Annotated in this window: 24 protein-coding genes; 14 read left to right on the forward strand and 10 right to left on the reverse strand. The window is 60.7% G+C overall.

Features of this window, described 5'->3' with window-relative positions; genetic code table 11:
* Positions 1 to 259 precede the first annotated feature (259 nt).
* Positions 260 to 1,735, forward strand: a complete 1,476-nt coding sequence (locus tag HB676_RS07660) for an aldehyde dehydrogenase family protein (RefSeq protein ID WP_213737111.1) — start codon at positions 260 to 262, stop codon at positions 1,733 to 1,735.
* Between the two features lie 37 nt (positions 1,736 to 1,772).
* Here HB676_RS07660 and HB676_RS07665 read toward each other — a convergent pair whose 3' ends face one another.
* Positions 1,773 to 3,206, reverse strand: coding sequence for an NAD-dependent succinate-semialdehyde dehydrogenase (locus HB676_RS07665; protein WP_213737112.1), 1,434 nt, complete (start codon positions 3,204 to 3,206; stop codon positions 1,773 to 1,775).
* A gap of 40 nt (positions 3,207 to 3,246) precedes the next feature.
* Positions 3,247 to 4,788 (reverse strand): aldehyde dehydrogenase, encoded by a 1,542-nt coding sequence (locus HB676_RS07670; protein WP_213737113.1) that lies wholly within the window; start codon positions 4,786 to 4,788, stop codon positions 3,247 to 3,249.
* A 280-nt stretch (positions 4,789 to 5,068) separates the two neighbouring features.
* Between HB676_RS07670 and HB676_RS07675 the strand changes: the two genes are divergently transcribed.
* From HB676_RS07675 to HB676_RS07685, 3 genes are all read left to right on the forward strand, one after another.
* Positions 5,069 to 5,806 carry an SDR family oxidoreductase gene (locus tag HB676_RS07675; RefSeq protein WP_213737114.1) on the forward strand — a complete coding sequence of 246 codons (738 nt, stop codon included), beginning with the start codon at positions 5,069 to 5,071 and terminating at the stop codon, positions 5,804 to 5,806.
* Between the two features lie 33 nt (positions 5,807 to 5,839).
* Entirely contained in the window at positions 5,840 to 6,817 is a 978-nt protein-coding gene (locus HB676_RS07680; RefSeq protein WP_213737115.1) for an aldo/keto reductase, read from the forward strand.
* Between the two features lie 81 nt (positions 6,818 to 6,898).
* Positions 6,899 to 8,656 carry a cytochrome c biogenesis protein DipZ gene (locus HB676_RS07685; protein WP_213737116.1) on the forward strand — a complete coding sequence of 586 codons (1,758 nt, stop codon included), beginning with the start codon at positions 6,899 to 6,901 and terminating at the stop codon, positions 8,654 to 8,656.
* Here HB676_RS07685 and HB676_RS07690 read toward each other — a convergent pair.
* Together HB676_RS07690 and HB676_RS07695 are read right to left on the reverse strand one after the other, a co-directional pair.
* Positions 8,635 to 9,378 carry a glutamine amidotransferase gene (locus HB676_RS07690; protein WP_213737117.1) on the reverse strand — a complete coding sequence of 248 codons (744 nt, stop codon included), beginning with the start codon at positions 9,376 to 9,378 and terminating at the stop codon, positions 8,635 to 8,637. The two genes, HB676_RS07685 and HB676_RS07690, sit on opposite strands and share 22 nt — an antisense overlap.
* A gap of 82 nt (positions 9,379 to 9,460) precedes the next feature.
* Positions 9,461 to 9,841 carry a hypothetical protein gene (locus tag HB676_RS07695; RefSeq protein ID WP_213737118.1) on the reverse strand — a complete coding sequence of 127 codons (381 nt, stop codon included), beginning with the start codon at positions 9,839 to 9,841 and terminating at the stop codon, positions 9,461 to 9,463.
* Between the two features lie 419 nt (positions 9,842 to 10,260).
* On the opposite strand from HB676_RS07695, the gene adh reads away from it, so the two are divergent.
* Positions 10,261 to 11,781 carry an aldehyde dehydrogenase gene (adh, locus tag HB676_RS07700; protein ID WP_213737119.1) on the forward strand — a complete coding sequence of 507 codons (1,521 nt, stop codon included), beginning with the start codon at positions 10,261 to 10,263 and terminating at the stop codon, positions 11,779 to 11,781.
* A 131-nt stretch (positions 11,782 to 11,912) separates the two neighbouring features.
* Entirely contained in the window at positions 11,913 to 12,293 is a 381-nt protein-coding gene (locus HB676_RS07705; protein WP_213737120.1) for a DUF779 domain-containing protein, read from the forward strand.
* Between the two features lie 21 nt (positions 12,294 to 12,314).
* Here HB676_RS07705 and HB676_RS07710 read toward each other — a convergent pair whose 3' ends face one another.
* A complete protein-coding gene (locus tag HB676_RS07710) occupies positions 12,315 to 13,154 on the reverse strand; it encodes an EamA family transporter (RefSeq protein WP_213737121.1) in 840 nt (279 codons plus the stop codon).
* A gap of 4 nt (positions 13,155 to 13,158) precedes the next feature.
* Positions 13,159 to 13,665 carry an NUDIX domain-containing protein gene (locus HB676_RS07715; protein ID WP_213737122.1) on the reverse strand — a complete coding sequence of 169 codons (507 nt, stop codon included), beginning with the start codon at positions 13,663 to 13,665 and terminating at the stop codon, positions 13,159 to 13,161.
* A 345-nt stretch (positions 13,666 to 14,010) separates the two neighbouring features.
* On the opposite strand from HB676_RS07715, the gene HB676_RS07720 reads away from it, so the two are divergent.
* Positions 14,011 to 14,946 (forward strand): septal ring lytic transglycosylase RlpA family protein, encoded by a 936-nt coding sequence (locus HB676_RS07720; protein ID WP_213737123.1) that lies wholly within the window; start codon positions 14,011 to 14,013, stop codon positions 14,944 to 14,946.
* Positions 14,947 to 14,962: 16 nt separating this feature from the next.
* On the opposite strand, the gene HB676_RS07725 is transcribed toward HB676_RS07720, so the two are convergent.
* A complete protein-coding gene (locus HB676_RS07725) occupies positions 14,963 to 15,913 on the reverse strand; it encodes an alpha/beta hydrolase (RefSeq protein ID WP_213737124.1) in 951 nt (316 codons plus the stop codon).
* A gap of 232 nt (positions 15,914 to 16,145) precedes the next feature.
* Here HB676_RS07725 and HB676_RS07730 point away from each other — a divergent pair, with 232 nt between their 5' ends.
* The 6 genes from HB676_RS07730 (at position 16,146) to HB676_RS07755 (ending at position 22,379) form a co-directional block, all read left to right on the forward strand.
* Positions 16,146 to 17,399, forward strand: coding sequence for a serine hydrolase (locus tag HB676_RS07730; RefSeq protein WP_213737125.1), 1,254 nt, complete (start codon positions 16,146 to 16,148; stop codon positions 17,397 to 17,399).
* 2 nt (positions 17,400 to 17,401) lie between these two features.
* Complete coding sequence (gene tmk, locus HB676_RS07735) at positions 17,402 to 18,094, forward strand: dTMP kinase (RefSeq protein WP_213737126.1); 693 nt, start codon at positions 17,402 to 17,404, stop codon at positions 18,092 to 18,094.
* The gene (locus HB676_RS07740; RefSeq protein ID WP_213737127.1) at positions 18,091 to 19,137 is read left to right on the forward strand and encodes a DNA polymerase III subunit delta'; all 1,047 of its coding nucleotides are present in this window, start codon (positions 18,091 to 18,093) and stop codon (positions 19,135 to 19,137) included. Before tmk ends, HB676_RS07740 begins: the two co-directional genes overlap by 4 nt.
* Before the next feature lie 67 nt (positions 19,138 to 19,204).
* Positions 19,205 to 20,770, forward strand: coding sequence for a methionine--tRNA ligase (metG, locus tag HB676_RS07745; RefSeq protein ID WP_213737128.1), 1,566 nt, complete (start codon positions 19,205 to 19,207; stop codon positions 20,768 to 20,770).
* 14 nt (positions 20,771 to 20,784) lie between these two features.
* Positions 20,785 to 21,576: a TatD family hydrolase gene (locus tag HB676_RS07750; protein ID WP_213737129.1), complete on the forward strand. Its 792-nt coding sequence runs from the start codon at positions 20,785 to 20,787 to the stop codon at positions 21,574 to 21,576.
* On the forward strand, positions 21,573 to 22,379 hold the full coding sequence (locus tag HB676_RS07755; protein ID WP_213737130.1) for an MBL fold metallo-hydrolase: 807 nt from the start codon (positions 21,573 to 21,575) through the stop codon (positions 22,377 to 22,379). Before HB676_RS07750 ends, HB676_RS07755 begins: the two co-directional genes overlap by 4 nt.
* Positions 22,380 to 22,385: 6 nt before the next feature.
* Here HB676_RS07755 and HB676_RS07760 read toward each other — a convergent pair whose 3' ends face one another.
* The 3 genes from HB676_RS07760 to HB676_RS07770 all read right to left on the reverse strand — a co-directional run bounded on the left by HB676_RS07760 (position 22,386) and on the right by HB676_RS07770 (position 25,314).
* A complete protein-coding gene (locus HB676_RS07760; RefSeq protein ID WP_213737131.1) occupies positions 22,386 to 23,375 on the reverse strand; it encodes an ABC transporter substrate-binding protein in 990 nt (329 codons plus the stop codon).
* 10 nt (positions 23,376 to 23,385) lie between these two features.
* The gene (locus HB676_RS07765) at positions 23,386 to 24,762 is read right to left on the reverse strand and encodes an MFS transporter (RefSeq protein ID WP_213737132.1); all 1,377 of its coding nucleotides are present in this window, start codon (positions 24,760 to 24,762) and stop codon (positions 23,386 to 23,388) included.
* 66 nt (positions 24,763 to 24,828) lie between these two features.
* Positions 24,829 to 25,314 (reverse strand): MarR family transcriptional regulator, encoded by a 486-nt coding sequence (locus tag HB676_RS07770; RefSeq protein ID WP_213737133.1) that lies wholly within the window; start codon positions 25,312 to 25,314, stop codon positions 24,829 to 24,831.
* A 100-nt stretch (positions 25,315 to 25,414) separates the two neighbouring features.
* Between HB676_RS07770 and HB676_RS07775 the strand changes: the two genes are divergently transcribed.
* The gene (locus HB676_RS07775) at positions 25,415 to 26,152 is read left to right on the forward strand and encodes a class II aldolase/adducin family protein (protein WP_213737134.1); all 738 of its coding nucleotides are present in this window, start codon (positions 25,415 to 25,417) and stop codon (positions 26,150 to 26,152) included.
* The last annotated feature ends 7 nt before the right edge of the window (positions 26,153 to 26,159 follow it).

Consider the following 26,159-nt stretch of genomic DNA (forward strand, 5'->3'; position numbering starts at 1 on the left):
CCATCCGGTGAGCGCGGCTCCGCGCATTTTGCCACGCGAACTGCCTTCGGCAGCATGTGTTTTGCTCAGAGAATAACCAGCAAAGTCCTCGTTTTCAGGCAATCCACAAAACATCGCCCCATCGATATATGTAATGGTATATAGCGAAGGAAATTATCACGAATTCGCGACTGAACGACCGGCAAGAAGTTCAGAATTTTTAGAAATTACGAAAACTCCCACGTGATCATGCCGCTACTTTTGTTTCCAGGAGTCTCTCATGAATCCCGCTTCGTTCGACGTCATTGACGGTCTGCCGCACTACAAGCTTTTCATCAATGGCGCATGGATAAGGTCGTCACGAAACATTCTGGCGGACGATATCAACCCGGCGACGGGGAAGGTGTTTGCGCGCACGCAACAAGCGGGCGCCGAGGAAGTAGATAAAGCCATCGCGGCTGCCGATGCGGCGGCGGCGACCTGGGGTAAAACCATGGTTGCCGAACGGGAGGTCATACTGCTGCGTACGGTGGACGTCATCGTTCGACGGACGGCCGAAATCCGCGACATGCTGATCGAGGAATGCGGCTCGGTATTTTCCAAGGCATTGTGGGAAATCGAATACGTGCTCGATGCACTGCGCGCTGCCGCGGGCGACGCTCGTCATGTCATGGGCGAGACGATGCCGATGACCATGCCCGGGCAAATTTCGATCTCGCTGCGCAAGCCGCTTGGCGTTATCGCCGGGATCGCGCCGTTCAATTCGCCGTTCCTGCTGTCGATGAAAAAGATCGTCTATGCGCTGGCGGCCGGGAATACCTTCGTACTCAAGCCGTCCGAAGAGACGCCCGTTTCGGGCGCGCTGATTGCCGATATCTTTGAGGAGGCAGGCCTTCCGGCTGGCGTGCTGAACGTTGTCCCGGGCGTACCTGCGGAAGTGGGGGATCGGTTGATCGCGGATCCGCGCGTGAAAATGATCACCTTCACCGGCTCGACCCGCACTGGCCGTCATCTGGCCGCGGAGGCTGGAAAGCATCTCAAGAAATTCACGCTGGAAATGGGCGGCAAGAGCCCCCTGATCGTGTTGAAGGATGCCGATGTCGATTACGCGGTCGATGCCGCCGCTTTCGGGGTCTATCTGCATCAGGGACAGGTCTGCATGGCCAGCTCCAAGGTCATCGTCGAGGAGCCGCTGTTCGACGCTTTCGCCGAGAAATTCAAGATCAAGACCGCCGGCATCAAGGTCGGCGATCCCAGGGATCCTGAAACGGTGATTGGACCGCTGATCCGCGCGCGGCAATGCGGCTTCATCGACGGCCAGCTCAAGGACGCGACCGAGAAGGGCGCCAAAGTCGTGGCAGGCGGTACCCACGAAGGCCAGTTTTATCAACCGACAGTCCTCACCGGCGTCGAACCATCGATGCGCATCTACCACGAGGAGACCTTCGGGCCGGTGGTCTCACTCATTCGGGCGAAGGACGCGGATGATGCGCTTCGCATCGCCAACGACACCGAATACGGGCTTTCCGCCGCCGTGATTACCAACGACATGCAGAAGGCGCTCGATATCTCGATGCGACTGGAATCCGGCATGGTGCACGTCAACGACGCGACGATCTCCGACGAGCCCCATGCACCTTTCGGCGGCACCAAGAACAGCGGTTTCGGCCGCGAGGGTGGGCGCTACTCGCTCGAGGAAATGACCGAGGTCAAATGGGTGACGATCCAGATGGGGAAGCGTCAGTTTCCTTTTTAACGGCCACGCCGAGAGGATTTAAACAGGCGAGGGACCGCTACGGCGGTATCATCTTGTGCGAAACGTTCTTCGCCACCGTGTAACCCTGAAGCCCCTCGGTGCCGCCCTCGCGTCCATAGCCGCTGTCCTTGACGCCGCCAAACGGCGTCTCGGCCAGCGATGCGACGAAATGGTTGATCGAGAGATTTCCGACCTCGACCTCATTGGCGAGACGATCGGCATTGCCAGCCGATCGGGTGAAGGCATAACCGGCGAGGCCATAGGGCAGCGAATTGGCCTTCTCGATCGCCTCGTCCAGGTCGCGCACGGGGTTGACGAGGGCCAGCGGACCGAACGGCTCCTCGCTCATGACGCGCGCATCGTCCGGTACATCGGCAAGAACGGTGAGAGGAAAGAAATAGCCTCGGTTGCCGATCCGGCTGCCGCCGGCAAGCACGCGTGCGCCCTTTGACTTTGCGTCGGCAACGAACGCTTCCATGGCATCGATCCGCCGTGAATTGGCCAAAGGACCCATCTGCATCTTTGGATCGAGACCGTTACCGACCCTGAGCTGAGACGCCTTTTCGGCGAATGAATCGGCAAACTTCTGATAAATCGACTCCTGAACAAAGAACCGCGTTGGCGAAACGCAGACTTGCCCGGCATTGCGTGACTTGCCCGTGACGGAGGCGGTCGCCGTGGTGAGCGGATCGACGTCGTCGCAGACGATGACCGGTGCGTGACCGCCGAGCTCCATGATCACCGGCTTCATATAGCGGCCGGCCATCTCCGCGAGTGATTTCCCGACGGGGATCGAACCGGTGAAGGTAATGAGGCGGATCGATGATTGCGGGATCAGGTAACTAGAGATCTCGGCCGGGTTGCCGAACACCAGATTGAGCACGCCAGGAGGTAACCCGGCATCGTGGAAGGCCCGCACGAGCTGTACCGCGCCCGCCGGGGTTTCTTCCGAGGCCTTGAGAATGATCGAGCAGCCGGAGGACAGCGCCCCCGCTACTTTGCGCGCGGGCGAACTCATCGGGAAATTCCACGGCGAGAACGCGGCCACAGGTCCGATCGGCTGGCGCAGAACTGTATGGCGTATGCCTTCTTCGCTGGGGATGACGCGGCCGTAAAGCCGCAGTCCCTCTGTGGCATCCCATTCGATGATGTCGCAGCCGCGCAGGATCTCGAGCCGGGCTTGTTCGATCGGCTTGCCCTGTTCGAGCGTCATTGCGGTCGCCATGTCGTCCACACGCTGGCGGATGAGACCAGCGGCCTTCAGGATGATTTGCGATCGCTTGGCGGGCGAGGTCTTTCTCCAGATTGCAAATCCCCGTTCAGCCGCAGCCAACGCATCATCGAGATCGCTTTTGGTCGCGGTGGGAACAGTCCCGAGGACGCTTTCGTCCGCGGGATTGATCACCGGCACTCCGCTGGCGCGCTTCCAGCGGCCATCGATATAGAGTTCGATATCGGGGTAATTGGTCATGGTACCCTATGGCGTTGGCGGAGCTAAAACTCCGCTGGGATCAGTTCAAACGCAGATCGCGCATCTCCGGTTCGAACCAGTCGAAGGGGTCGTTGCTTTTGTTGATCATGACGGCCTTGGTGTAAAAGTAATGGTCGAACGACTCCTGACCGAATTCGCGTCCGGTGCCGGAATCCTTGACGCCGCCCCAGGGAGAGGCCGCATCGACCCGATGATGGTCATTGACCCAGATGATGCCGGCTTCGAGGTCTTCGGCGAAACGAAGCGCGCGTGCGACGTTGTTGGTGCGTACCGCCGCGGCCAGGCCATATTGTGAATCATTGGCGATACGGAGCGCGTCTTCCTCGGTGTCAAACGGCATCACGACGGTGAACGGCCCGAACACCTCTTCGCGCGCGATCCGCATATCCGGCGTGACATCGGCGAAAACCGTAGGCTCGACATAAAACCCGCCGCTGCCCTTGAGATGTTCGGGGACGCCGCCGCCGGCGACCAGCCGGGCACCTTCGTCGAGGCCGATTTTCACGAAATCCAGCACCCGCTGACGCTGGCGTTCGGAAACAACCGGCCCCATCTGCGTCGTCTTCGCAAAGGGATCGCCGACCGCAATACCCCGGGCCTTGGCTGCGAGTTTCTCGACGAATTCCTTGTAGATCGTCCGCTGCACCAAATGCCGGGAAGAACAGATGCAGGTCTGTCCGGCGCCGATGAAGGTGCCGAACGCGGCATAGTTCACCGACTGGTCGATGTCGTAATCGTCGAACACGATCACCGGGGCCTTGCCGCCGAGCTCAAGCGTTTGATGGGCAAAATGGCGGGCGGCAGCCGCACCCGCGAGCCGGCCGGACTCCGTGCCGCCGGTCAGCACCAGTTTTTGGACGCCGGGATGACTGGTAAGGGCCTTGCCGGTGGTCGCGCCGAGGCCGGTTATGAGGTTGAACACCCCCGGCGGCAATCCGGCCTCGTTGAAGATTTCCCAGGCCCGTATCGTCGTCAGCGGGGTATATTCCGAAGGCTTTACGACGGTCGTGCAGCCGGACGCGAAGGTCGGCGCGAGATTGCGCGCGGCGATCAACAGGGGATGGTTGAAGGGCGTGATGTTGGCGACGACACCGACCGGGCGGCGCAGGGTATAGCCGAGATAGTTGCCGTCGACGGGAATGACCGCGTCGCGCTTCGATAGCGCCAGACCGGCATTGTAACGGAACAGGTCCGCCACCTTTCCGAGTTGTGCCCTGGTTTCGCGGGTCGGCCGTCCGTTGTTTAGCGTCTCGAGCTCATAAAGCTCATCCAGATGCTTTTCGAGTGCGTCGCCAAGCTTGTAAACCAGCTTCGCGCGGGTGCGCTCCGACATCTTGCGCCACTCTTTGCTTTCGAAGGCGCGTCGGGCGCTGGCAATGGCCGTATCGACGTCAGCCTCATTGGCGTTGACGGAGTGGCCGATGACTTCGCCGTTTCCCGGCGAGATGATCGGAAAGGTCTCGCGCGTGCCCGCGGGCAGTTCCTTGCCGTCGATGAACAGGCCGCGAACCGGCTTGGAGGTCGCGTTCGATACGGCGTTTTTTGGCTCTGGCTTATTCATGTTTATCTCCCTGGCCTTTCTCGCAAATCGCGGCGGCACCGAGTAAACACCCGCGGCCGCATTGAACCCGTCGGCTGGTCTATTATTTATCGTTCGATCACGCTATATTTGTTTGAATATAACGAGTCAAATATTAGGGTCGGACCGGTAGCAAAAGGCCCCGGGGCTCTCGCTTTTGTTACCTCAAGTTACCTCGTTACCTTGCCAAAATGCCGCACCGCGAGGCTCCGGGATTCGGAGATCCCTCGCGAACAAATCGCTCCAACAAACGGGTGAAACAATGTCCGACGTCAAAGGAAAAGTTGTCGCGATCACGGGGGCATCGAGCGGCATCGGCGAAGCGGCCGCTCGTTTGCTGGCCGCGGCGGGAGCGAAGGTCGTTCTCGGCGCGCGGCGGGTTGACAGACTGGAAGCCATTGCCGGCGATATCCGCAAGAACAAGGGGGAGGTCGAGGTTCAGGCGATCGACGTCAGCAAGCGTGAAGACCTGACTCGCTTTGTCCAGAAGGCACAGGACCGGTTCGGCAGGCTTGACGTTCTGGTCAATAACGCCGGCCTGATGCCGCTGTCGCCGCTGGACGACCTCAGGGTCGACGAGTGGGACCGCATGATCGATGTCAACATCAAGGGCGTTCTCTATGGAATAGCCGCGGCGCTGCCGGTGTTTCGAAAGCAGGGCAGCGGTCATTTCATCAACATCTCGTCGGTTGCGGGCCATCGCGTGGCGCCGACCGGTGCGGTCTATTCCGGCACCAAGTTTGCGGTGCGTGCGATTTCCGAGGGCCTGCGGCAGGAGGCCGGCGACAAGATCAGGGTGACGATCATTTCGCCGGGCGCGGTGGAGTCCGAGCTGGCCGAAACCATCACCAATCCTGCCGTAAAAAAGCGTATTGAAGACTATCGCAAGATGGCCATCCCGGCCGACGCAATCGCCGCCGCGATGGTATATGCCATCGGGCAGCCTGATAATGTCGACGTCAGCGAGATACTGATCCGCCCGACCGCACAGCCAAACTAGCAGAGCCCGGGCGACGGGTTCAAGGAGACGAAAATGGACTATGTAAAATTCGGCAGGACCGGTCTTGGCGTGTCGCGCCTATGCATCGGCTGCATGACCTACGGCATCCCGGATCGAGGAGCACACACATGGACGCTCGACGAGGAAAAAAGCCGGCCGCTGATCAAGCAGGCGATCGAACTCGGCATCAATTTCTTTGATACGGCCAACGTCTATTCGGACGGCACATCGGAAGAGATTCTTGGCCGCGCGCTGAAAGATTTCACGCGCCGGGAGGACGTCGTCATCGCAACCAAAGTAAACAGCCGGATGAGGCCGGGCCCGAACGGGGCAGGGCTGTCACGCAAGGCTATCGTCGGCGAATTGGACAACAGCCTGCGCCGTCTCGGGACGGATTTCGTCGATCTCTACCAAATTCATCGATTGGATCGGACGGTCCCGATCGAAGAGACCATGGAAGCGCTTCATGACGTCGTGAAGGCCGGTAAGGTCCGCTATATCGGCGCTTCCAGCATGTATGCCTGGGAGTTTTCCAAGGCGATTTACACGTCGCGGCTGCACGGCTGGACCGAATTCATCAGCATGCAAAATCACATCAATCTACTCAATCGTGAAGAGGAGCGCGAGATGCTCCCGCTTTGCATCGATCAGGGCATCGCTGTGATGCCGTGGAGTCCGCTGGCGCGGGGACGTCTGACCCGGGCATGGGATGAAAGCAGCTCACGTCAGGAGACCGACGAGTTCGGAAAAAAGCTCTACGACCAGTTCCCGGACACCGATCGCCTGATTGTCGATCAGGTCGGCGTCATTGCGAGCGCCAGAGGTGTGCCCCGCGCACAGGTCGCGCTGGCCTGGCTGCTGCAAAAGAAGGGCATGACCTCTCCGATCGTGGGCGCGTCGAAGCCGGATCATTTGAAGGATGCGGTTGCAGCACTCGCGTTGAAACTCACGGCCGAAGAGGTCGCCGCACTGGAGCGGCCTTACGTGCCGCACAGCGTATCGGGCTTTTGATTGGCGAGTACAAGGGATTTGGGACTACGGCTGTAATGCCGGGACGGCGCCATTGGCTTTAAACGGGAGAAACGTTCAACCATGCTTCTTTTTGTGCTGGCCTATCTCGGCGGCGTGCTGACCATCGTTAGCCCCTGTATCCTGCCGGTTATTCCCTTCGTGCTGGCGCGGGCCGATCGTCCGTTCATGCGAAACGGTCTGCCGATGCTGGTCGGCATGGCCTTGGCATTCGCTGTTGTCGCAACTCTGGCATCGGTTGCGGGCGGCTGGGTGGTTTCGGCCAATCAATACGGGCGAATAGCGGCGCTAACGCTGCTGGCGATCTTCGGCGTGACGTTGCTGTTTCCCGAGGTCGCCGACCGGCTGATGCGGCCGCTGGTCGCCGTTGGCGCCCGGTTGTCGCAGTCGGCGGACCAGGCATCGGATGGTTCGATTCTGGCGCCGCTGTTGCTCGGGGTCGCGACGGGCTTTCTGTGGGCCCCCTGCGCCGGACCCGTGTTGGGTCTCATCCTGACTGGCGCGGCGCTTCAGGGGGCCAGCATCAAGACCACGCTGTTGCTGCTGACCTATGCCGCCGGCGCGGCGACGTCGCTAGCTTTGGCGCTCGCTATCGGCGGCCGGGTTTTCGCGGCCATGAAACGCTCGATCGGAGCCGGCGAGTGGATCCGACGCGGTTTGGGCGCGGCGGTGCTTGCGGCGATTGTCGCGATCGCGCTCGGTCTCGACACCGGCTTTCTGACCAACGTATCGGTCGGGAGCACGACGTCCCTCGAGCAAGGCTTGCTCGATAAATTGCGTCCTCGCGAAGCTTCAACGGCAATGACCGGCGGTCCATCGATGATGCGGGCCAAGCCGGATGGACAAAACGAGGACCTGCCGTCCGAGGGCGAGATGCCTTCTCTATCAGGCGCTGTCGAATGGCTGAATTCAGCACCTCTGACAGCCGAAGGTTTGAAGGGGAAGGTCGTCCTGGTGGATTTCTGGACCTATTCCTGCATCAACTGCCTGCGCGCGATCCCTTACGTGCGCGCCTGGGCCGAGAAATACCGGGATCACGGCCTGGTCGTGATCGGCGTGCACGCGCCTGAATTTGCGTTTGAGCGAAACGTCGACAATGTGAAGAAGGCGATCGCGATGCTGGGAATTAAATATCCGGTCGCGATCGACAATGAATACAAGATCTGGCGGGCCTTCGAAAACGAATATTGGCCGGCGCATTATTTCATCGACGCAAAAGGCATGATCCGTCACCACCATTTCGGGGAGGGCGATTACGACGAGTCCGAAGCCATCATCCAGAAGCTGCTGGCGGAGGCCGGCGACAGCCACGTGCCGACCGGCACGGTCGCCGTCAATGCGTCAGGTATCGAGGCGGCTTCGACCCAGGGAGACGTCAAGTCACCCGAGACGTATATCGGCTACAACCGCATCGAACATTTCGTCTCGCCGGGTGGCGTGGTGCAGGACGCAAGCCATGTCTATGCGGCCGGTCCGCCGAGATTGAACGACTGGTCGCTGGCCGGTAACTGGACCGTCGGCAACGAGCGCGCACTGCTGAACGACAAGGATGGCAGCATCATCTATCGCTTCCATGCGCACGATCTGCATCTCGTGCTTGGGCCTGACCCGGACGGCAAACCCGTTCGCTTTGTCGTGACCATCGACGGCAAGCCCCCGGGGGAAGCGCATGGCGTCGATACCGATGCTGACGGGCAGGGCGTGGTGACGGCGCAGCGTCTCTATCAATTGGTGCGCGATCACGGGACGGTCGCGGATCACACCTTCGAAATCCGGTTTCTCGATCCCGGTGTCCAGGCTTACGCCTTTACGTTCGGCTGATTTGCGGGCTGGGCGATTTCACGCAGCCAGCGGGTGAACACACGGTTCGCCCGGGGCGCCAGGCCGCTTGCGAGTTTGGATGTGGCGGCGCGCAATTCCGGAACGGAGATTTTGGCGGCCGCAAGCTCGACGGCGTGGCCGACATACCATTCCTCGAGCTGGCGCGGATCGGCTTCCAGATGAAACTGGAGGGCGAGGGCGCTGCGGCCATAGGCGAAGGCCTGATTTTCATAATGAGCGTTGGATGCCAGTCTTTGGGCGCCCTTGGGCAGGTCGAAGCTATCTCCGTGCCAGTGCAGGACGGTCGCCTCGGTTTCCGCAAGCGGGTTCAGGCAGGACGATATGCCCTCGCTGGTGAGCTTAACCTTGCCCCAGCCGATTTCCTTGACCGGGCCGGCATAGACCCGGCTGCCGAGCGCCCGTGCCATCAACTGGCTGCCCAGGCAGATCCCGAGCGTGGGCAAATCCCGCGACAGCCGATGCTCGATCAGGGCCAGTTCGGATTTGAGGAACGGATAAATGTCGGTCTCGTAGGCGCCGATGGGGCCTCCCAGGATTACCAGCAGATTGGCATTTCGAATTGAATCATGAAGCAGGTCATCGACCGCCGCCTCGCAGAACGAAACATCCCAGCCCTCGCGCTCCATGACGGGTGCCAGCAGGCCCAAATCCTCGAACGCAACATGACGGACGGCGACGGCAGAACGGCGATGCTGGATCATTCGAACGGGCTCGCGCAACGGTGATACACGCGCTTATACGCCAAGTTCATAGGTCATGTGGAAGCTCTTCAACGGGGGTGACCTAGTTCACGTTCACGGTGGGTTTGGCCGCATGTTCGGTCACTAGCGCCTCGCCAAGTTCGCTTTGCAATTCACGTCCCATCGAGAAGCAGACTGTGAATCCGTCGGTCGTGCTCAGCGTCACCATTCCGGTCGCCAAGTCAGACGATTGTTCGATCGCCCAGGACGCAAGCGGATAAGCGTAGCGCAGGCTTTGATCCTTGAACCGTGAACGAAGCGCCCTGGTGATGAGGTCCGGCAGCGTCATGGCAAGCGCCCCAACCTGATTGATCGAGAGGCGGATCGTGGCCGGCTTGCCATCCTTATCGATGAGGCCAAGAAGAATCGCGCTGCCGTCCGGCGCAACGTCACAGGCGGTGAGCGATTGGCTTTCGATGTTCATGAGAGCTCTCGTGTCGTGGTTTCGTTATATCAATACAAATATAACGAAACCCGCAAGTTCGTCCAGTCCGCCACGCGGACCAATGGCACGGATGACCTGGCCGGTTCCTGCGCAGGTCCGGGACAGGCCTCCCGAATTTGGCTGGACGACGGGGCATTGCGGCGCCGTCGTGACGATCATGTATCCGGCGTCGAAATATCCATTGGAATATAACGTTGACGGCCCATTCGGCCGGGAGCACACTCGCAGGCAGGCGTGCTCGCATTAAGTCTGAGACAACGACGCCAGAGGTCCTGAGGACCTCAAACGCGCATGACCGGCCATGTGCAGGCCGGCGTGCCACCGAGGCAACGACCTCGGTAATGACTGCCGGAAATCAACACCACGACGCCCAAATGGCGCACAACAGGGAGAACGTCATGTATCATGAAGCGATCGAGAAAGTTTCCAAACAGGTTCTGATCCGAGAGCGATACGAAAATTTCATCGGCGGCAAATGGGTAGCTCCGCAAGAAGGGCGCTATTTTGATAATCCCAGCCCCGTCACCGGTAAAAGGCTTTGCGCGGTTCCGCGCTCCTCTGCAGCCGATATCGAACTGGCGCTCGACGCGGCTCACAAGGCCAGGGACGCCTGGGGCAAGACCTCGGTCCAGGAGCGCTCCCGCGTCCTCAACAAGATCGCCGACAAGCTCGAAGCCAATCTGGATCTGCTGGCGCTGGTCGAAACCCTCGACAATGGCAAGCCGATCCGCGAGACCACCTATGCCGACATGCCGCTCGTTGTCGACCATTGGCGCTATTTCGCCAGCGTTGTGCGGGCGCAGGAAGGCGGCATCTCGGAGATCGATGCCGAGACCGTCGCCTATCACTATCATGAGCCGCTCGGGGTCGTCGGTCAGATCATTCCCTGGAATTTCCCGATCCTGATGGCGACGTGGAAATTGGCGCCGGCGCTCGCCGCGGGCAATTGCGTGGTGCTCAAGCCCGCCGAGCAGACACCGCTTGGCATCCTCGTGGTGATGGAACTGATCGCCGACCTGCTGCCGCCTGGCGTCGTCAATGTCGTCAACGGATTCGGGGTCGAGGCCGGCAAGCCGCTCGCCCAGAACAAGCGGATTGCCAAGATCGCCTTCACCGGCGAGACCACGACGGGTCGCCTGATCATGCAATACGCCTCGGACAATATCATTCCGGTGACGCTCGAACTCGGCGGCAAGTCGCCGAACATCTTCTTCGCCGACGTCGCCGATGCAGACGATGAATTCTTCGATAAGGCGCTCGAAGGTTTTGCCATGTTCGCGCTTAATCAGGGCGAGGTCTGCACCTGTCCGAGCCGTGCGCTGATTCAGGAATCGGTCTACGACCGCTTCATGGAACGCGCCGTCGCCCGGACCAAGAAGATCAAGCAGGGGCATCCGCTCGACGCGACCACGATGATCGGCGCCCAGGCTTCGAACGACCAGCTTGAGAAGATTCTTTCCTACTTCGACATCGGCAAGCAGGAAGGGGCGAAGGTCCTGACCGGTGGCAAGCGTGCGCAGCTCGGCGGCGAAATCGCCGAAGGCTATTACGTCGAGCCGACGATCTTCGAAGGCAACAACAAGATGCGAGTGTTCCAGGAGGAAATCTTCGGCCCGGTGGTGTCGGTCACGAAGTTCAAGGATGACGACGAGGCGCTCGCCATCGCCAACGACACGCTTTACGGGCTTGGTGCGGGTGTCTGGACCCGCAACGGCAACCGCGCCTACCGCTTCGGCCGGGCCATTCAAGCCGGCCGGGTGTGGACGAACTGCTATCACGCCTATCCGGCCCACGCCGCCTTCGGCGGATACAAGGCATCCGGCATCGGCCGTGAAAACCACAAGATGATGCTCGACCACTACCAGCAAACCAAGAATGTCCTGGTGAGCTACGGCACCAAGGCGCTTGGTTTCTTCTGAGGACCGAAGTAACGGAATAAATTAAAAATAGAACCGTCATTGCGAGCGAAGCGAAGCAATCCATCCTATCGCAAAGAAAGAATGGATTGCTTCGTCGCTTCGCTTCTCGCAATGACGAGAGGAATTTGGTCATGGTCAACCGGGTTGAGATCACGGATAAGGCGGCCGAAGTGGTGGCGCGCCTCAAAGGCCAGCATGGCGCCCTGATGTTCCATCAGTCCGGCGGCTGCTGCGATGGGTCGGCGCCGATGTGTTATCCGGCCGGTGACTTCCGGGTCGGACCGCAGGATGTGCTGCTGGGACAAATTGCCGGCTGCAAATTCTATATCGGTGCCAACCAATTCGATTATTGGAAACATACCCAGCTTATCATCGACGTGGTGCCCGGTCGCGGTTCCGGCTTTTCCGTCGAGGCGCCCGAAGGCGTGCGGTTTTTAACGCGCAGCCGCGTGTTCACCGATGAAGAGGTTGCCGAACTGGAAGCGGCAGGGCCGCCGGCGCGCGCAGCGTGACGATGGTTGGCATGCTGTCGTCTATTTCGATGTTGCCACAACGATCAATCCGATCGCGACGAGCGCGATAGACAACAGGTTTTTCGGAGATACTTTCTCTTTCAGCAACAGGACCCCGATCAGCGCCGCAAACAGCACGCTGCATTCACGAAAAGCGACGACGCTCGCTACTGGATTTCGGCTCAGCGCCCACAGCAATATCGCAAAGGATGAAACGCCAAGAACGCCCGCGGCGATCGTCGTGCCTTTGGCCCCGCGCACTTCCGCCCATATCTGCGGTCCACGAATGGCGCGCGCGACGGCAAAGAAACTCAGGCTGTCGAGAACAATCAGCCACGCAGTGAATGACGACCATCCGGACACGCTTCGTGTTCCCAGGGCGTCAACGACCGAGTATCCCGCGACCATCACGCTCGCGGCGGCCGCTGCCAACAGCGTTCGAACAGGAAGGCTTGAACGTTTCGGCTCAATCGATAGTCCAATGACGCCGCAGACGATCACGGCTATTCCGGCCAACTGCATCGGCTTTGGCAGTTGCGAAAGCAGCAGGTACGACAGAACAGTCGCAAACAAGGGAACCAGACCGCGCGCCAACGGATAGGCCCGGCTCAGTTCGCTTCTATCATAGGCCAGCGCGAGACTGACTTTGTAAGCCGCATGCAAAACAAGCGAAAGCAGCAGGATCGGCCATACTTCGATCGACGGGGCCGGCACCAGGAACAGGAACGGGAAAGTGAGAACCGCGCTCACCAGTCCCATCCCGGCGAGCACCGAAAGGCTGCTTCCCGTCTTGACGATGGCATGCCAGCTTGCGTGAAAAAGACCCGCAAGCAGCATCAGGACGACAGCGGCGGGATCCACGCAATCAATCTTTCCCGGGATGCCATTGGATTGGTGCAAAATAGGGGCGCTGATCCCGCTTGAAGGATTCGCGCGAAATAATCCGGCTGGACGGATTTAACGTGATCGCTTCGCACTCAGCTTGCGTGACGTAGCGCAATCTTGCGATTTCCTCGCCATCGGCCTTCAGGGCTCCGCCGATGACCGATGCCTCGAACGCGATGGTCGTGTAGTAGGTGAGGTCACCGTTCGGGTAGCGGACCAGGAACTCCGGACCGCCAAACACACCGACCAACCTTTCCGGTCTGACGAGCAGGCCGGTTTCTTCAAAGCACTCGCGAACCGCCGCGTCCGCGGGATTCTCATTGGGGTCGATGGCTCCGCCCGGCAAGGTCCATCCGCCGGTCCCGGTGTCTTCTCCCAACAGCAGCCGGCCACTCGAATCGAAAACGGAAATGGATGCGGCGGTGATGGTGAGAAGATCGTGGCCAACCTTGGCTCGGACGGCGGCCAGATGAGACGAAATCGGCATTGAACATTCCTTCGTAGTTTTTTTCTTCGCGTGACGGGCGCGAGTAAAGCTACGTACCCATTTCGGAGACCATCAACCACTGCTGATATGAGCCGGGCGGCTTCGATCCGTCCCGAAATAATGCGAAATGGCGGCAGGGACCTGATCCAGACGACAAACCTTTGGAAATCGGGAGCAATTGCCGCAAAAGCAACGATTGGTTCACCACGCCCACGCTCTCCCCATTTTCGCCGTGTTCGGGCTGCGGTATGTTCATACGTTGATGCGGAAATGGGCTGCATCGGGGACGTATGGCCGCAAAGTGCTCAAGTAGGCACACGGCCGTTGGAATGGTATTTGGGGCGTATGGGGATTCGACGGTCAGATCCGGTTTTCCGGGCGGCGCGCGGCGCTGCAGCCGTGGCGGCATGCCTTTTCCTCGCCAATTGTGCTTCATCAAGCCTTTCCAGCCGGGTCGATCCCAAATATGGCGTTTCCAGCAGTCCCCGGGTCGTCGCCCTTGGTGACCCCGTGCCAAAGGGCGGGGGGACTTACCGCGTCGGCAAACCCTACACCGTCGCCGGACGGGTCTACGTCCCCGAAGAAGACGTCAACTACCGTGAGGAGGGTCTCGCTTCCTGGTACGGCGATGATTTCCACGGGCGACTGACCGCCAATGGCGAGGTGTTCGACATGGGGTCGCTATCCGCGGCCCATCCCACGCTTCCGATGCCGTGTTATGCGCGCGTTACCAATCTCAGCAACGGCAAATCCCTGATCGTCCGTGTCAACGATCGCGGTCCCTATCACGGCAACCGCGTGATGGACGTCTCCAGCCGGGCTGCCGATATGCTCGAATTCAAGGGTAACGGCGTCGCGCGCGTGCGGGTCGAATATGTCGGCCGGGCGCCGCTCGAAGGCTCTGACGACCGCCAGTTGATGGCGACCTTGCGCACCGGCGTGCCGGCTCCGTCGCCTTCATTGGTCCGGGTGGCTTCCGCCCGTCCGTTCATTCCGGAAATGTCCGGATCGTCGCGCCCAATCCGTGGTGAGGTTCCGATGCCGGAGGGGCGGCCCTACAGCCTCGGCAATACCTCGGCGGATCAGTCGTCGCTGTCCGCGACATCCGAGATGTCCGCATCTGCGCGGTCGCGCTCAAGCAGCCGCGTCCTCGAAAACCCGCGCGCGGTGTCATATGAGGATGATGGTCGCTACTCGCCTGACGCCAGGGCGGTCTCGGCCTACGCCCCGGTCGATCCGCGCGGCCCCAGCGAGATTTTGGCCGGACGCGGCCTTTACTAGCGGACCTCGCTGTGGCCTAGCGGCCAACTTCCTTCAGAAACGCAATCAAGGCCACATTGACCTCGGCGGGACATTCCTGCTGAATCCAGTGGCCGGCGCCGTCGATGATGAGCTTTTGCTTGAGGTTCGGCAGAACCCGCTCCATGTCGGCCACACGCTTGCCGCCCATTAGACCGGTGACAACCGCGTCGTTTGAGCCCGCGATGAACAGTGATGGTTGAACGATCCGCGCGCCTTGCCATGGCGCGGTCAATTCCCAGTTGCGATCGATGTTGCGGTACCAATTGAGGCCGCCCCGGAACCCGGTTCTCCGGTAGATCTCGATAAAATAGGAAAGCTCGGCCTCACTGAGCCAACCTGGCAGCGGCGTACTGGCGCTGACGTCACCGAGAAATCCCAGGCCGTCCGCGATGAACAGAGACGCCTCGGGGTCGGAAAATCCGCGCCCCAGCACGGTTCGCATCGTCAGATCGACATCGCGCTCCAATTCGCGTTCCGCGACGCCGGGTGTCTGAAAATATTGCCAATAGAAATTGCGGATACCGATATCGCGTAAATTTTCGAGCGGCCGGCCACGTCCTCGAACAGGCGGCGGCACGCTCAAGCCCGCAACCGCGGTGAACACATCGGGGCGGAACATCGCCGCATGCCAGGCAACCGGCGCGCCCCAATCATGGCCGACAATGATCGCCTGCTTTTCCCCGAGGGCTGCGACCAGCGCAACCATATCGCCGACATTGTCGAAGATGCTGTATGCATCGACCTTGACGGGAGCGCTGGTTCGGCCAAAGCCCCGCATATCCGGAGCGGCAACATGGAAGCCGGCCGCCGCCAACACCGGAATTTGATGCCGCCAGGAATAGGACAATTCCGGCCAGCCATGGCAGAGCAACACCAGCGGGCCTTCGCCCTGTTCGAGCAGAAATATCTCGATCCCATTGGCGGAAATGGTGCGTGAAGATTGCATCGCTTTTCCGCCTTGTTTCCGCGACTTTTTTGAAAAATTTGCAATCCGGTGCGAGATGGATATCTGCCAAACCATAGACGGTTTGGCGGAAAGATCACGGCGACTGGACCGTCCCGCCACCGTGCGTAAAACCTGTGTTGTTCCCGATACTTCCAACTGTTAGAGCATAATCCGGGAACGTGGAAAGCGGTTTTCCGGACACGATCCTGATCTACCCTCTCAAGGCGTACCGATGACTGGCAAAATATCATCCACACGCAAGGACCGGTCCGCGCCCCGGTGGCGCGGCCTGATCGCCGCCGCGGTCGTCATCGCGGTGGGGTGGGGAGGCATGGTCTATGCCGCCAATAACAGCGTGCAGGGCGCCACCAAGAAAGACGAGCTTGGCTTCGATGGCGACGCGCCGACCGCGATCCTGATCGAGGCCTCCAGCGGTAGCGTACTGTTCGAGAAGAATGCCGACGAGTTGAGGGCGCCGTCCAGCATGATGAAGCTGATGACCGCGGAAGTGGTTTTCCATGCCCTCAAGCAGGGCGACATCAAACTGGCCGACGAATACCGGGTCAGCGAGTATGCCTGGCGCAAAGGCGGCGCGCCGGCCGGCGGCTCGACGATGTTTGCCGCCATCCATAGCAAGATTTCCGTGGACGATCTGTTGCACGGCGCGCTGATCCAGAGCGGTAACGATGCCTGTATCGTGCTGGCAGAGGGACTTGCCGGCAACGAAGACAGCTTTGCGCAGATGATGACCAAACGCGCGCGCGAATTGGGGCTGACGCGTTCGACCTTTGCCAATTCCAACGGCCTGCCGAACCCCGGCAACAAGATGACGGTGCGTGAGCTTGCAACCCTTGCGCGCTATGTGATCCAGACCTACCCCGATTTCTACAAGATATTTGGCGAACGCGAATTCACCTGGAACAAGATACGGCAGCCGAACCGCAATCCGCTGCTGACTTCGCTCGACGGCGCCGACGGGCTCAAGACCGGATATACCAAAGAGGGTGGCTACGGCATGGTCGGCTCAGCGGTGCAGAACGGCATCCGCCTGATCGTTGTCATCAATGGTCTCGACGACCCCGAAGATCGTGCTTCCGAGGCAAAGAAAATGCTCGAATGGGGATTTAAGAATTTCGAAGTGCGCACCTTGTTCGCCGCGGATCAGACGGTCGGCTACGCCAAGGTGTTTGGCGGCGAAAGCCGGTCGGTGCAGCTCGCCAGCCATGAGCCGATCAAGGTCATGGTGCAGAAGAACGGCACCGATAAATTGATCGCGCGCGTCGTCTATAATGGGCCGGTCCGTGCCCCCTTCGAGTCCGGCCAGCAGGTCGGTGTCGTTAAGGTCTGGCGCGGCACCAATATCGCCGTGGAGGCGCCGGTCTATACGGCGGAAGCAGTCAGCAAGGGATCGACGATGCGGCGGGCGTTCGATGGCGTGAGCGAACTCGTAATCGGGATGTTTCGCGCGGGCGCCGAGAAACTCTGAACATGGCCGAGGCAGCGGTTAAACGAATTCCCGGGCGCGGACGTTTCATCTCCTTTGAAGGCGGAGAGGGATCCGGCAAATCCACGCAGATCAAGATGCTGAGCGAACGCCTGGATGCCGCAAAACTACGCGCCATTGTCACGCGCGAGCCCGGAGGATCGCCGGGCGCCGAAATTATCCGGCATCTGGTGTTATCGGGCATGGGCAAATTGCTGGGCCCGGATGCGGAAACGCTGTTGTTCGCCGCTGCGCGCGACGACCATGTGCGATCGGTGATCCAGCCGGCCCTGAGCCAGGGAATTTGGGTGCTGTGCGACCGGTTTTCGGATTCGACGCGCGTCTATCAGGGCAGGCTGGGGCAGGTGGCTCCCGCGATCCTCAATGCGATGGAGCGGGTGACCATTGGCGATCTCAAGCCGGACTTGACAATCATCCTGGATATCCCGGTCGAGATCGGCATGCAGCGCGCGGCCGTCCGACGCGGCACCGGCGCACCCGACAGATTCGAATCCGAAGACGTCAAGTTTCATCAGGAATTGCGCGACGCCTATCGCCAGATCGCGGCGGCCGAGCCGCAGCGATGCGTATTGATTGACGCCAATGCCGACGCCGGCACGGTTGCCGCGAGCGTATGGTCCGTCTTGCGCGACCGTTTCTTTACGGCCGACGCCGCCAATTTGGCGAGTTCAGCATGAGCGCCCGTCAGGTCGAGCCCAAGATCAGCGTGGCGCATCCGCGCGAGATATCGGCATTTTTCGGGCATCACGAAGCCGAGACGGCCTTGCTTAACGCTTATCGCAGCGGGCGTATCCCGCATGCGTGGCTGATCGGCGGCGCGCAAGGCATCGGCAAGGCCACGCTGGCTTACCGGATGGCGCGGTTCGTGCTGGCGCACCGCGATCCCCTGGCCGCGGATGTACAACGCGCCGAGAACTTGAACATTGATCCGTCCGATCCGGTTGCACGCCATGTCGCGGCCAATGCCCATGGCGGCCTGCTCACGCTGGAACGGAGCCTCAACGACAAGGGCGTGATGCGCACGGTCATTACGGTCGACGAGACCCGGGAGACGATCTCGTTTTTCGGCTCTACCGCCGCCGTTGAAGGCTGGCGGGTCTGCATTGTCGACACCGTGGATGAACTCAATCCCAATGCTGCCAACGCGCTGCTCAAGATCCTTGAGGAACCGCCGCGACAATCGCTGTTTCTTCTGGTCAGCCATGCGCCCGCGCGAGTGCTGCCGACCATCCTGTCACGATGTCGTAAATTGATGTTGCGGCCACTCGCGACCGCCGATGTGATCCAGGCCGCAGCGCTGGCCGCCAGCATCGAGCGCGACGACCCTGCATTGTCGGAAGCGGCGGAGGCGTCCGAGGGCAGCGTCGCCCGCGCCCTGACGCTATTGGGTGGCGACGCCGTCAAGCTTCACCAGCGGACCGCGGCGCTGCTGGCGACGCTGCCACAGGTCGACCCGCGCGAATTGCATGCGCTGGGCGATGCGCTTGGCGGCAGCGACCGGGTGGCGCTGGCGGCCTTCATCGACAGCGTCGACCGCTGGGTCAGCGAGCGCCTGCGCAGCGATGACGCCAATGCCAATGCGAACCTGCCCCGCCTTGCACGGCTGGCGGAGGTGTGGGAAAAGATCAACCGCGCCGCGCGCGACACCGAAGCCTATAATCTTGAACGAAAACCGCTGGTTTTCTCGGTGTTCGGGCTGCTTGCGGAGGCGATCGGCTGACCGGCCGGATTTACCAGACCGCATCACCGCGCGTTGAAAGATAAAGCGATGAAAGGCCTTCGCAACGATGGCGAATGCAACCAATTTGTCCCGTGAGTCCTACTACATCACGACCGCGATCGCGTACCCCAACGGGGTGCCGCATATCGGCCACGCCTATGAGGCGATAGCGACCGATGCGCTGGCCCGCTTTCAGCGGCTCGACGGCAAGGACGTGTTTTTTCTCACCGGAACCGATGAGCACGGCCTGAAGATGATTCAGACCGCGCAAAGCGAGGGAATGACCCCGCTCGATCTCGCGACCCGCAATGCCGGCCGGTTCAAGGAAATGGACCAGCGCCTGAACGTTTCGTTCGACCGGTTTATCCGCACCTCCGAAGAGCAGCATCATCGTTCGGTCCAGGAAATCTGGAAACGGATGGAGGCCAATGGCGACATTTATCTGTCGAGCTATGCCGGCTGGTATTCGGTGCGCGACGAGGCTTACTACGCCGAAGACGAAACCGTTGTCGGCGAGGACAAGGTGCGGCGCGGACCGCAGGGCACGCCGGTCGAATGGGTCGAGGAAAAGAGCTATTTCTTCAAGCTGTCGGCCTATCAAGACAAGCTTCTGGCGCTTTACCAAAATCAGCCTGATTTCATCGGCCCGGACTCGCGCAAGAACGAAGTCGTGAGCTTTGTCAAAAGCGGTTTGCGGGATCTGTCGATTTCGCGAACCACCTTCGATTGGGGCGTCAAGGTGCCTGGCGTTCCCGAGCACGTGATGTATGTGTGGGTCGACGCGCTGACCAATTACATCACCGGCGTCGGCTTCCCCGACGAAAGCGATGCGAACTGGCGCTACTGGCCGGCCGACGTTCATATCATCGGCAAGGACATCATCCGTTTTCACGCGGTGTACTGGCCGGCCTTCCTGATGTCGGCAGGCATTCCGGTACAAAAGCGCGTCTTCGCCCATGGCTTTCTGTTCAACAGGGGCGAGAAGATGTCGAAATCGGTCGGCAACGTGGTCGATCCGTTCAATCTCGCCGATCAATACGGCGTCGATCAGATGCGCTATTTCTTCCTGCGCGAAGTGCCATTCGGACAGGACGGCAGCTACAACCATGAAGCCATTGTCGCGCGCATCAATGCCGACCTTGCCAACGATCTCGGTAATTTGGCGCAGCGATCGCTGTCGATGATCGCCAAGCAGCTCGAGGGCGTGCTGCCGGAGCCGGGCGCTTTCAGCGACAACGACAAAGCGATCCTGGCGCAGGCCGATGCCATGATCGCCTTGGCGCGAACCGCGATGGCCACCCAGCAAATCCATCAGGCGCTCAACGCCGTCTGGGCTGTCGTGGCCGAGGCCAACCGCTATTTCGCGGGCGAGGCGCCGTGGGCGCTGGCGAAGACCGATCCGCAACGCCAGAAAACGGTACTTTACGTGACCGCCGAAGTGGTTCGCCAGGTCGCCATTCTGGCACAGCCGGTGATGCCCGACTCTTGCGCGAAGATGCTGGACGTTCTCGGCGTTCCCGCCGACCAGCGGGATTTTGCCTGCCTCGGCGGCGGCACCCGTATCAAGCCGGGCACCGCGCTGCCTGTGCCGACGGGAATCTTTCCGCGCTATATTGAGCCGACCGCGACCTGAACGGTTTGAAAACGATGCTCGTCGACAGCCACTGCCATCTCGATTTTCCGGATTTTGCCGACGATCTCGATGGCATCGTGGCGCGCGCGGCGAGCGCCGGGATTGGACGCATCGTCACGATCTCGACGCGGGTAAAGCGCCATGGTGCGCTGCTCGCGATCGCCGAGCGGTTCCCGAACGTGTATTGCTCGGTCGGCACTCATCCGCACCAGGCCGATGAGGAAGACGGGATCCCCGCAGATGAACTGATCGCGCTGACGGATCATCCCAAGGTCGTCGCTCTCGGCGAAGCCGGGCTGGACTATTTCTATCAGCATGGCTCACGCGAAGCGCAGGAGCGCGGCTTTCGGGTGCATATCGCGGCGGCCCGGGCGACGGGTTTGCCGCTGGTTATTCATACCCGCGAAGCTGACGAAGACTGCGCCCGCATCCTGGAAGACGAAATGGCCAAGGGGCCGTTTCGCGCGGTGCTGCATTGTTATACCGGCGGACGCGAGCTCGCGATGAAAGCGATTTCGCTAGGTCTTTCGATTTCATTCACGGGCATTCTGACCTTCAAGAACTCGCAAATCCTGCGCGATCTCGCGGCCGAACTTCCCGCCGATCGCATCATGGTCGAAACCGACGCGCCATTTCTGGCGCCGGGCAAATTCCGCGGCAAGCGCAACGAGCCGTCTTTTGTGGTCGAGGTCGCCAAGGTGCTGGCGGAAACCCGCGGCGTCTCGCTCGAGGAGATTTCGCGCCAGACCACGCAGAATTTCTTTCGTCTGTTCAGCAAGGTGCCGCCGCCGGAAACGACGGCATGACGCTTACGCTCACGATCCTGGGCAGCGGGTCATCGGCGGGCGTACCTCGCCCGGCACTCGGCTGGGGCGCGTGCGATCCCAATAATCCGAAAAACCGCCGCCGCCGCTGCTCGCTGTTGGCCGAGCGCGTGGGAGATCATGGGACCACGCGGATCGTGATCGATACCTCGCCCGATCTGCGCGAGCAGTTGATCGACGCCGATGTCGATCATATCGATGCGGTATTTCTGACCCATGAGCATGCCGATCAGACCCACGGCATCGACGATCTGCGCTCGGTGGTGCTGCATCAGCGCAAGCGCATTCCGCTCTATCTGAACCGCTCGACAGCCGATCATATCCTGTTGCGATTTTCCTACTGCTTCGTCTCACCGCCGGGCAGCGACTATCCGCCGATCCTGGACAATCATTCCATCGAAGCCGGCGAAAGCCGGACCATCGAGGGGAAGGGCGGTCCGGTGACGCTGTCCGCCTTTATTTTGGAGCACGGCAACATTCCAGCACTCGGCTATCGCATCGCCGATGCCGCCTATACGCCAGATGTCAGCGACATCCCGCCGGAGAGCTGGCCATTGCTGGAAAATCTGGAGCTCTGGATCATCGACGGGCTGCGCTACGCCGGGCATCCCAGCCATTTCAGCGTCAACGACGCTCTGGCCTGGATCGAACGCTTCAGGCCGCGCCGCGCTGTCATCACCAACATGCATTCCGATCTGGATTACGAGGTGCTGCGCCAGAGCCTGCCGCCGGACGTTATCCCGGCCTATGACGGCATGCGGCTGACGCTGCAGCGGGCGGGTTAAGCTACCTCAAACCTTGTGCAATTCCAGCGCGGCCGGATGGAACAGATCTTCCGGCGTCAGCAACCGGGCTGACAATCCCTCAGCGTGATGACGCTGCAGAAACCGGTTCAAGACGTGGCGGTTGGGCTCCAGCCCGTAGGACCAGAAATCCTCGCCCATCAGCAAGCGCGCGGCCCGTAATTGCTCCTCAACGAACGGCATCGTCACCTTGGTCGCGGATGTGTCGCCCAATTTTGCTACCGCAATAGCCTTGGAGCGCTCAAACGCTTTGAAGACCGCTACCGGCAGCCAGGGATGCTTGTCAGCCAGCGAGCGGCGGATCCCCAGCGTATGCATGATCGGAAAAAGCCGGGTCCGCTTATACCATTCGGTTGCGGTCTGCTGTGGGTCGGCAAAGAGATAGCCGACATTGGGATGGCCCTGATCGAAGCAGGACGGAGCCCGCGGGCCGATCACGGCATCAATTTCTCCGCTCGCCAGCAGTGCGGAAATGGTGGTGTCCGAACTTGCATTTTCCACCACCACATCGGCCGGCAAATTGAGGCTGATTTTCTCTACGCGGCCCGGGTGCTCGTAAGCGCCGCGAACCCAGGTGATGTCGGCGGGACGGATTCCGTAATCCTCCTCCAAAAACATCCGGGCCCAGATATTCGCCGTGAGCTGATATTCCGGCACGCCGACGCGACGGCCTTTGAGATCGGCCGGCGATTTGATCCGGTCGGTGCGGACGTAGATCGAGGTGTGCCGGAAGGCGCGGGACGGGAACACCGGCACCGCGACATAGGGGCTGGTTCCGGCCGCGGTCTTGACGCTGTAGCTCGACAGCGACAATTCGCAGATGTCGAAATCCGCATGCCTGAAAGCGCGGAAGAAAATCTCCTCCGGATCCAGCAGCATGAATTGCGGATCGACGCCGTCGATCTGTACGAGGCCGTCAACCAGCGGACGCATCCGATCATAGTCGCCGATCGCGACTGAAAGCTGCAGTTTGCTCATTGTTGTTCCATCAGGCTTGCAAGGAGGGATTAGTGGAAGGAGTGGGCGCAGCCGTTAGCGTGCCCGAGGCGCCGGTCGGCGGCAGCAGACCCATGAGTGCGCAGGCAACGGCGCCAATCACCACCGATCCGCCTGCGACCGCGAAGATCGTCGCGACATCCCATTGGGCAGCAACCATTTGGCCGACGACCAGGGGTCCCGTCACCGACCCGAGACGGCCGATCCCGGTAGCCCAGCCGACCCCCGTGGAGCGGATCTCGACCGGGTAGTAGATGGCGGACTGTGCGATCAGTCCTGAACTCGCGCAGCCCAGTAACAGGCCGAACAGTCCCTGCGCCATCATGAGGGAACTGAGCGACGGCGCGGTCCAGCCGACCATTACATAGGCGAGGGCACCGAGCGCGAGGGTCGGGGGCAGCACGCGCAAAACACCGAGACGGCTGAGCAACATCCCCGCGGCTCCCGAACCAAACAATGAGCCGAAATTGTAGAGCGCCAGCGCCAGTGCGGTTTGCTCGGTGGGGATGCCTACGCGCCGCAGTAAAATGGGACTCCAGGACGAGTTCGTGACCAGGATCATGAACGCGAAGAAGAAACTGACCCACAGCAGAAACGTCCCCAGGGCTCGCCCCGACCTGAACAATTCCAATACGGATGCCCGGTGTGCGATTTCCTTGGCGATTTCGAATTGCGTTCCCACAGCGATCGAAACGTCAGGGAAGATACCGCGCAGCGTGCGAGCGATCCGGTCTGCCGGCTTGCCGGCGGTGACCAGGAAGCTCACGGATTCCGGAAGCACTGTCGCCAGGATCACCGACAGCAGGATCGGCAGAACGCCGCCGACGAGGAAAATGGATTGCCACCCGTAGGCCGGGATGATCCACGATCCCAACACGCCGCCAATGACGCCGCCTAGCGGAAAGCCGGCCCACAGCAGACTGACCACGGTAGCCCGGCGCGATTTCGGAACATACTCCGACGCCAGACTGATGAAGCTGGGCATTGCGCCACCCAGCCCTAGTCCGGTCAAAAAGCGGCAAACTAGCAACTGCGTCAGATCGCCGGCATAGGCCGTCGCGAGCGTAAAGACCCCGAAGCCGAAGGTGGCGCCGACAAGAACCTGCTTGCGGCCAACCCGATCGGCCAGAGGTCCAAGCAGAAAGGCGCCCAACGCAAGACCGGCCAGCGCAGCACTGAACACGAATCCGAAGATATGCGGGGCGACGTGCAATTGTGCGATCATCGCGGGCGCCGCCAACCCGATAGATTGCAGATCGAGGCCATCCAGCATGGCCACAAATCCACACAGCCCGATCACAACCCACTGCGCGCGACCGATGGGGTGGCTTTCGATCAATGCCCCCACATCCAAAATGCGTTCCGCCATTTCCTTGTCCCCCCGCGGCTAAGCCGCTATCGTTTTTTTGTTTAGATCACGGCTTTGATTGGATCACTATGCCACCAGATTGGCGATAACCCTTTCAAGTACACGTGCCGCCACATCCGCATCTTCCGGATCGACCCCAGCCAATGCCCTTCGGTTGATGGCGGCCCCGATCGGTAGCAACTCCGTCTCCAACGCCCGTCCGGACCTGGTCAGAAACAGATGGTACTTGCGGCGATCTTCCCCGCGCTGTGTGCGGCGCAGAAATCCTTTGCGTTCCAGCGTCGACAATACCGAGGTCAGCGATGCTTTCCGGACCCGCATCCGATCGGCGAGGGCGACTTGTGTGAGCCCTTCCTGCAGCCACAACATGCGCAGCACCGCCCATTCAGCGGCGCTGACATCATGTGGCACAAGTTGGTCTACCAGCCGCGCCACAAAGGCCCGGTGGGCCTGACGCACCAGAAAGCTGAGGCTGCGATCCGTCAGCGCCGGCGCGGGGCCGGTGTTCCCTGAACGCTGCGCGGGCGCCGCTTTCGTGGCTGTCGATGGCATATACCTCTGTCCCCGGGGTTGATCGCAATTTCTTGCCAAACATCGTATGGCTCCATACTATCTCGCGCAAGAGCAACATTGAGGGGAGCGACGATCCGCCATGACCGATAATGCATCCGAGACGATCGCAGCGGCGACCCGCGAATTGGTCGACGCCAACCACATCCTGTTCGATCAAGGCGTGGTGGATGGGTTCGGCCATGTCAGCGTGCGCCATCCCGTGCGTCCCGCTCACTTTCTGCTCGCCAGAAGTATGGCGCCGGGGCTGGTTACCGAAAAGGACATCCTCGAGTTCGATGCAAACGGAGAAGCAGTCGAGGCCGGCGGACCGACGGCTTATCTGGAGCGCTACATCCACAGCGAGATTTTTCGTAGCCGGCCGGATGTGAACGCGGTCGTGCACAGCCATTCGCCGTCGGTGGTTCCGTTCAGCGTGGTGACCGGCACCAGACTGCGTGCGATCTGTCACATGTGCGGCTTTCTTGGCAGCGATACTCCGGTGTTCGAAATCCGTGATTTTGCCGGGCCGGGCAGCGATCTTCTGATCCGCGACAATAGCTTGGGCTCGGCTTTGGCGAAAAGCCTGGGCGATCGTCCTGCGGTATTGATGCGCGGTCACGGCTCGACTGTCGTCGCAAGCAATGTGCGTCAGGTCGTATTCCGCGCAGTCTACACCGAAGTGGGCGCGCGCCTGCAGTCCGAAGCGATGCGGCTCGGACCCGTGACATATCTGACAGAGGAAGAGGCCGCGGCGACCACAGCGACCAACAATGGGGTCATTGACCGGGCGTACCTGCTTTGGCTGAAGACTGCGCGGAACCGATCGATGGTCGGCTAAAGCTTAC

The sequence above is a fragment of the Bradyrhizobium sp. dw_411 genome (assembly GCF_018449695.1).
Lineage (GTDB): Bacteria > Pseudomonadota > Alphaproteobacteria > Rhizobiales > Xanthobacteraceae > Bradyrhizobium.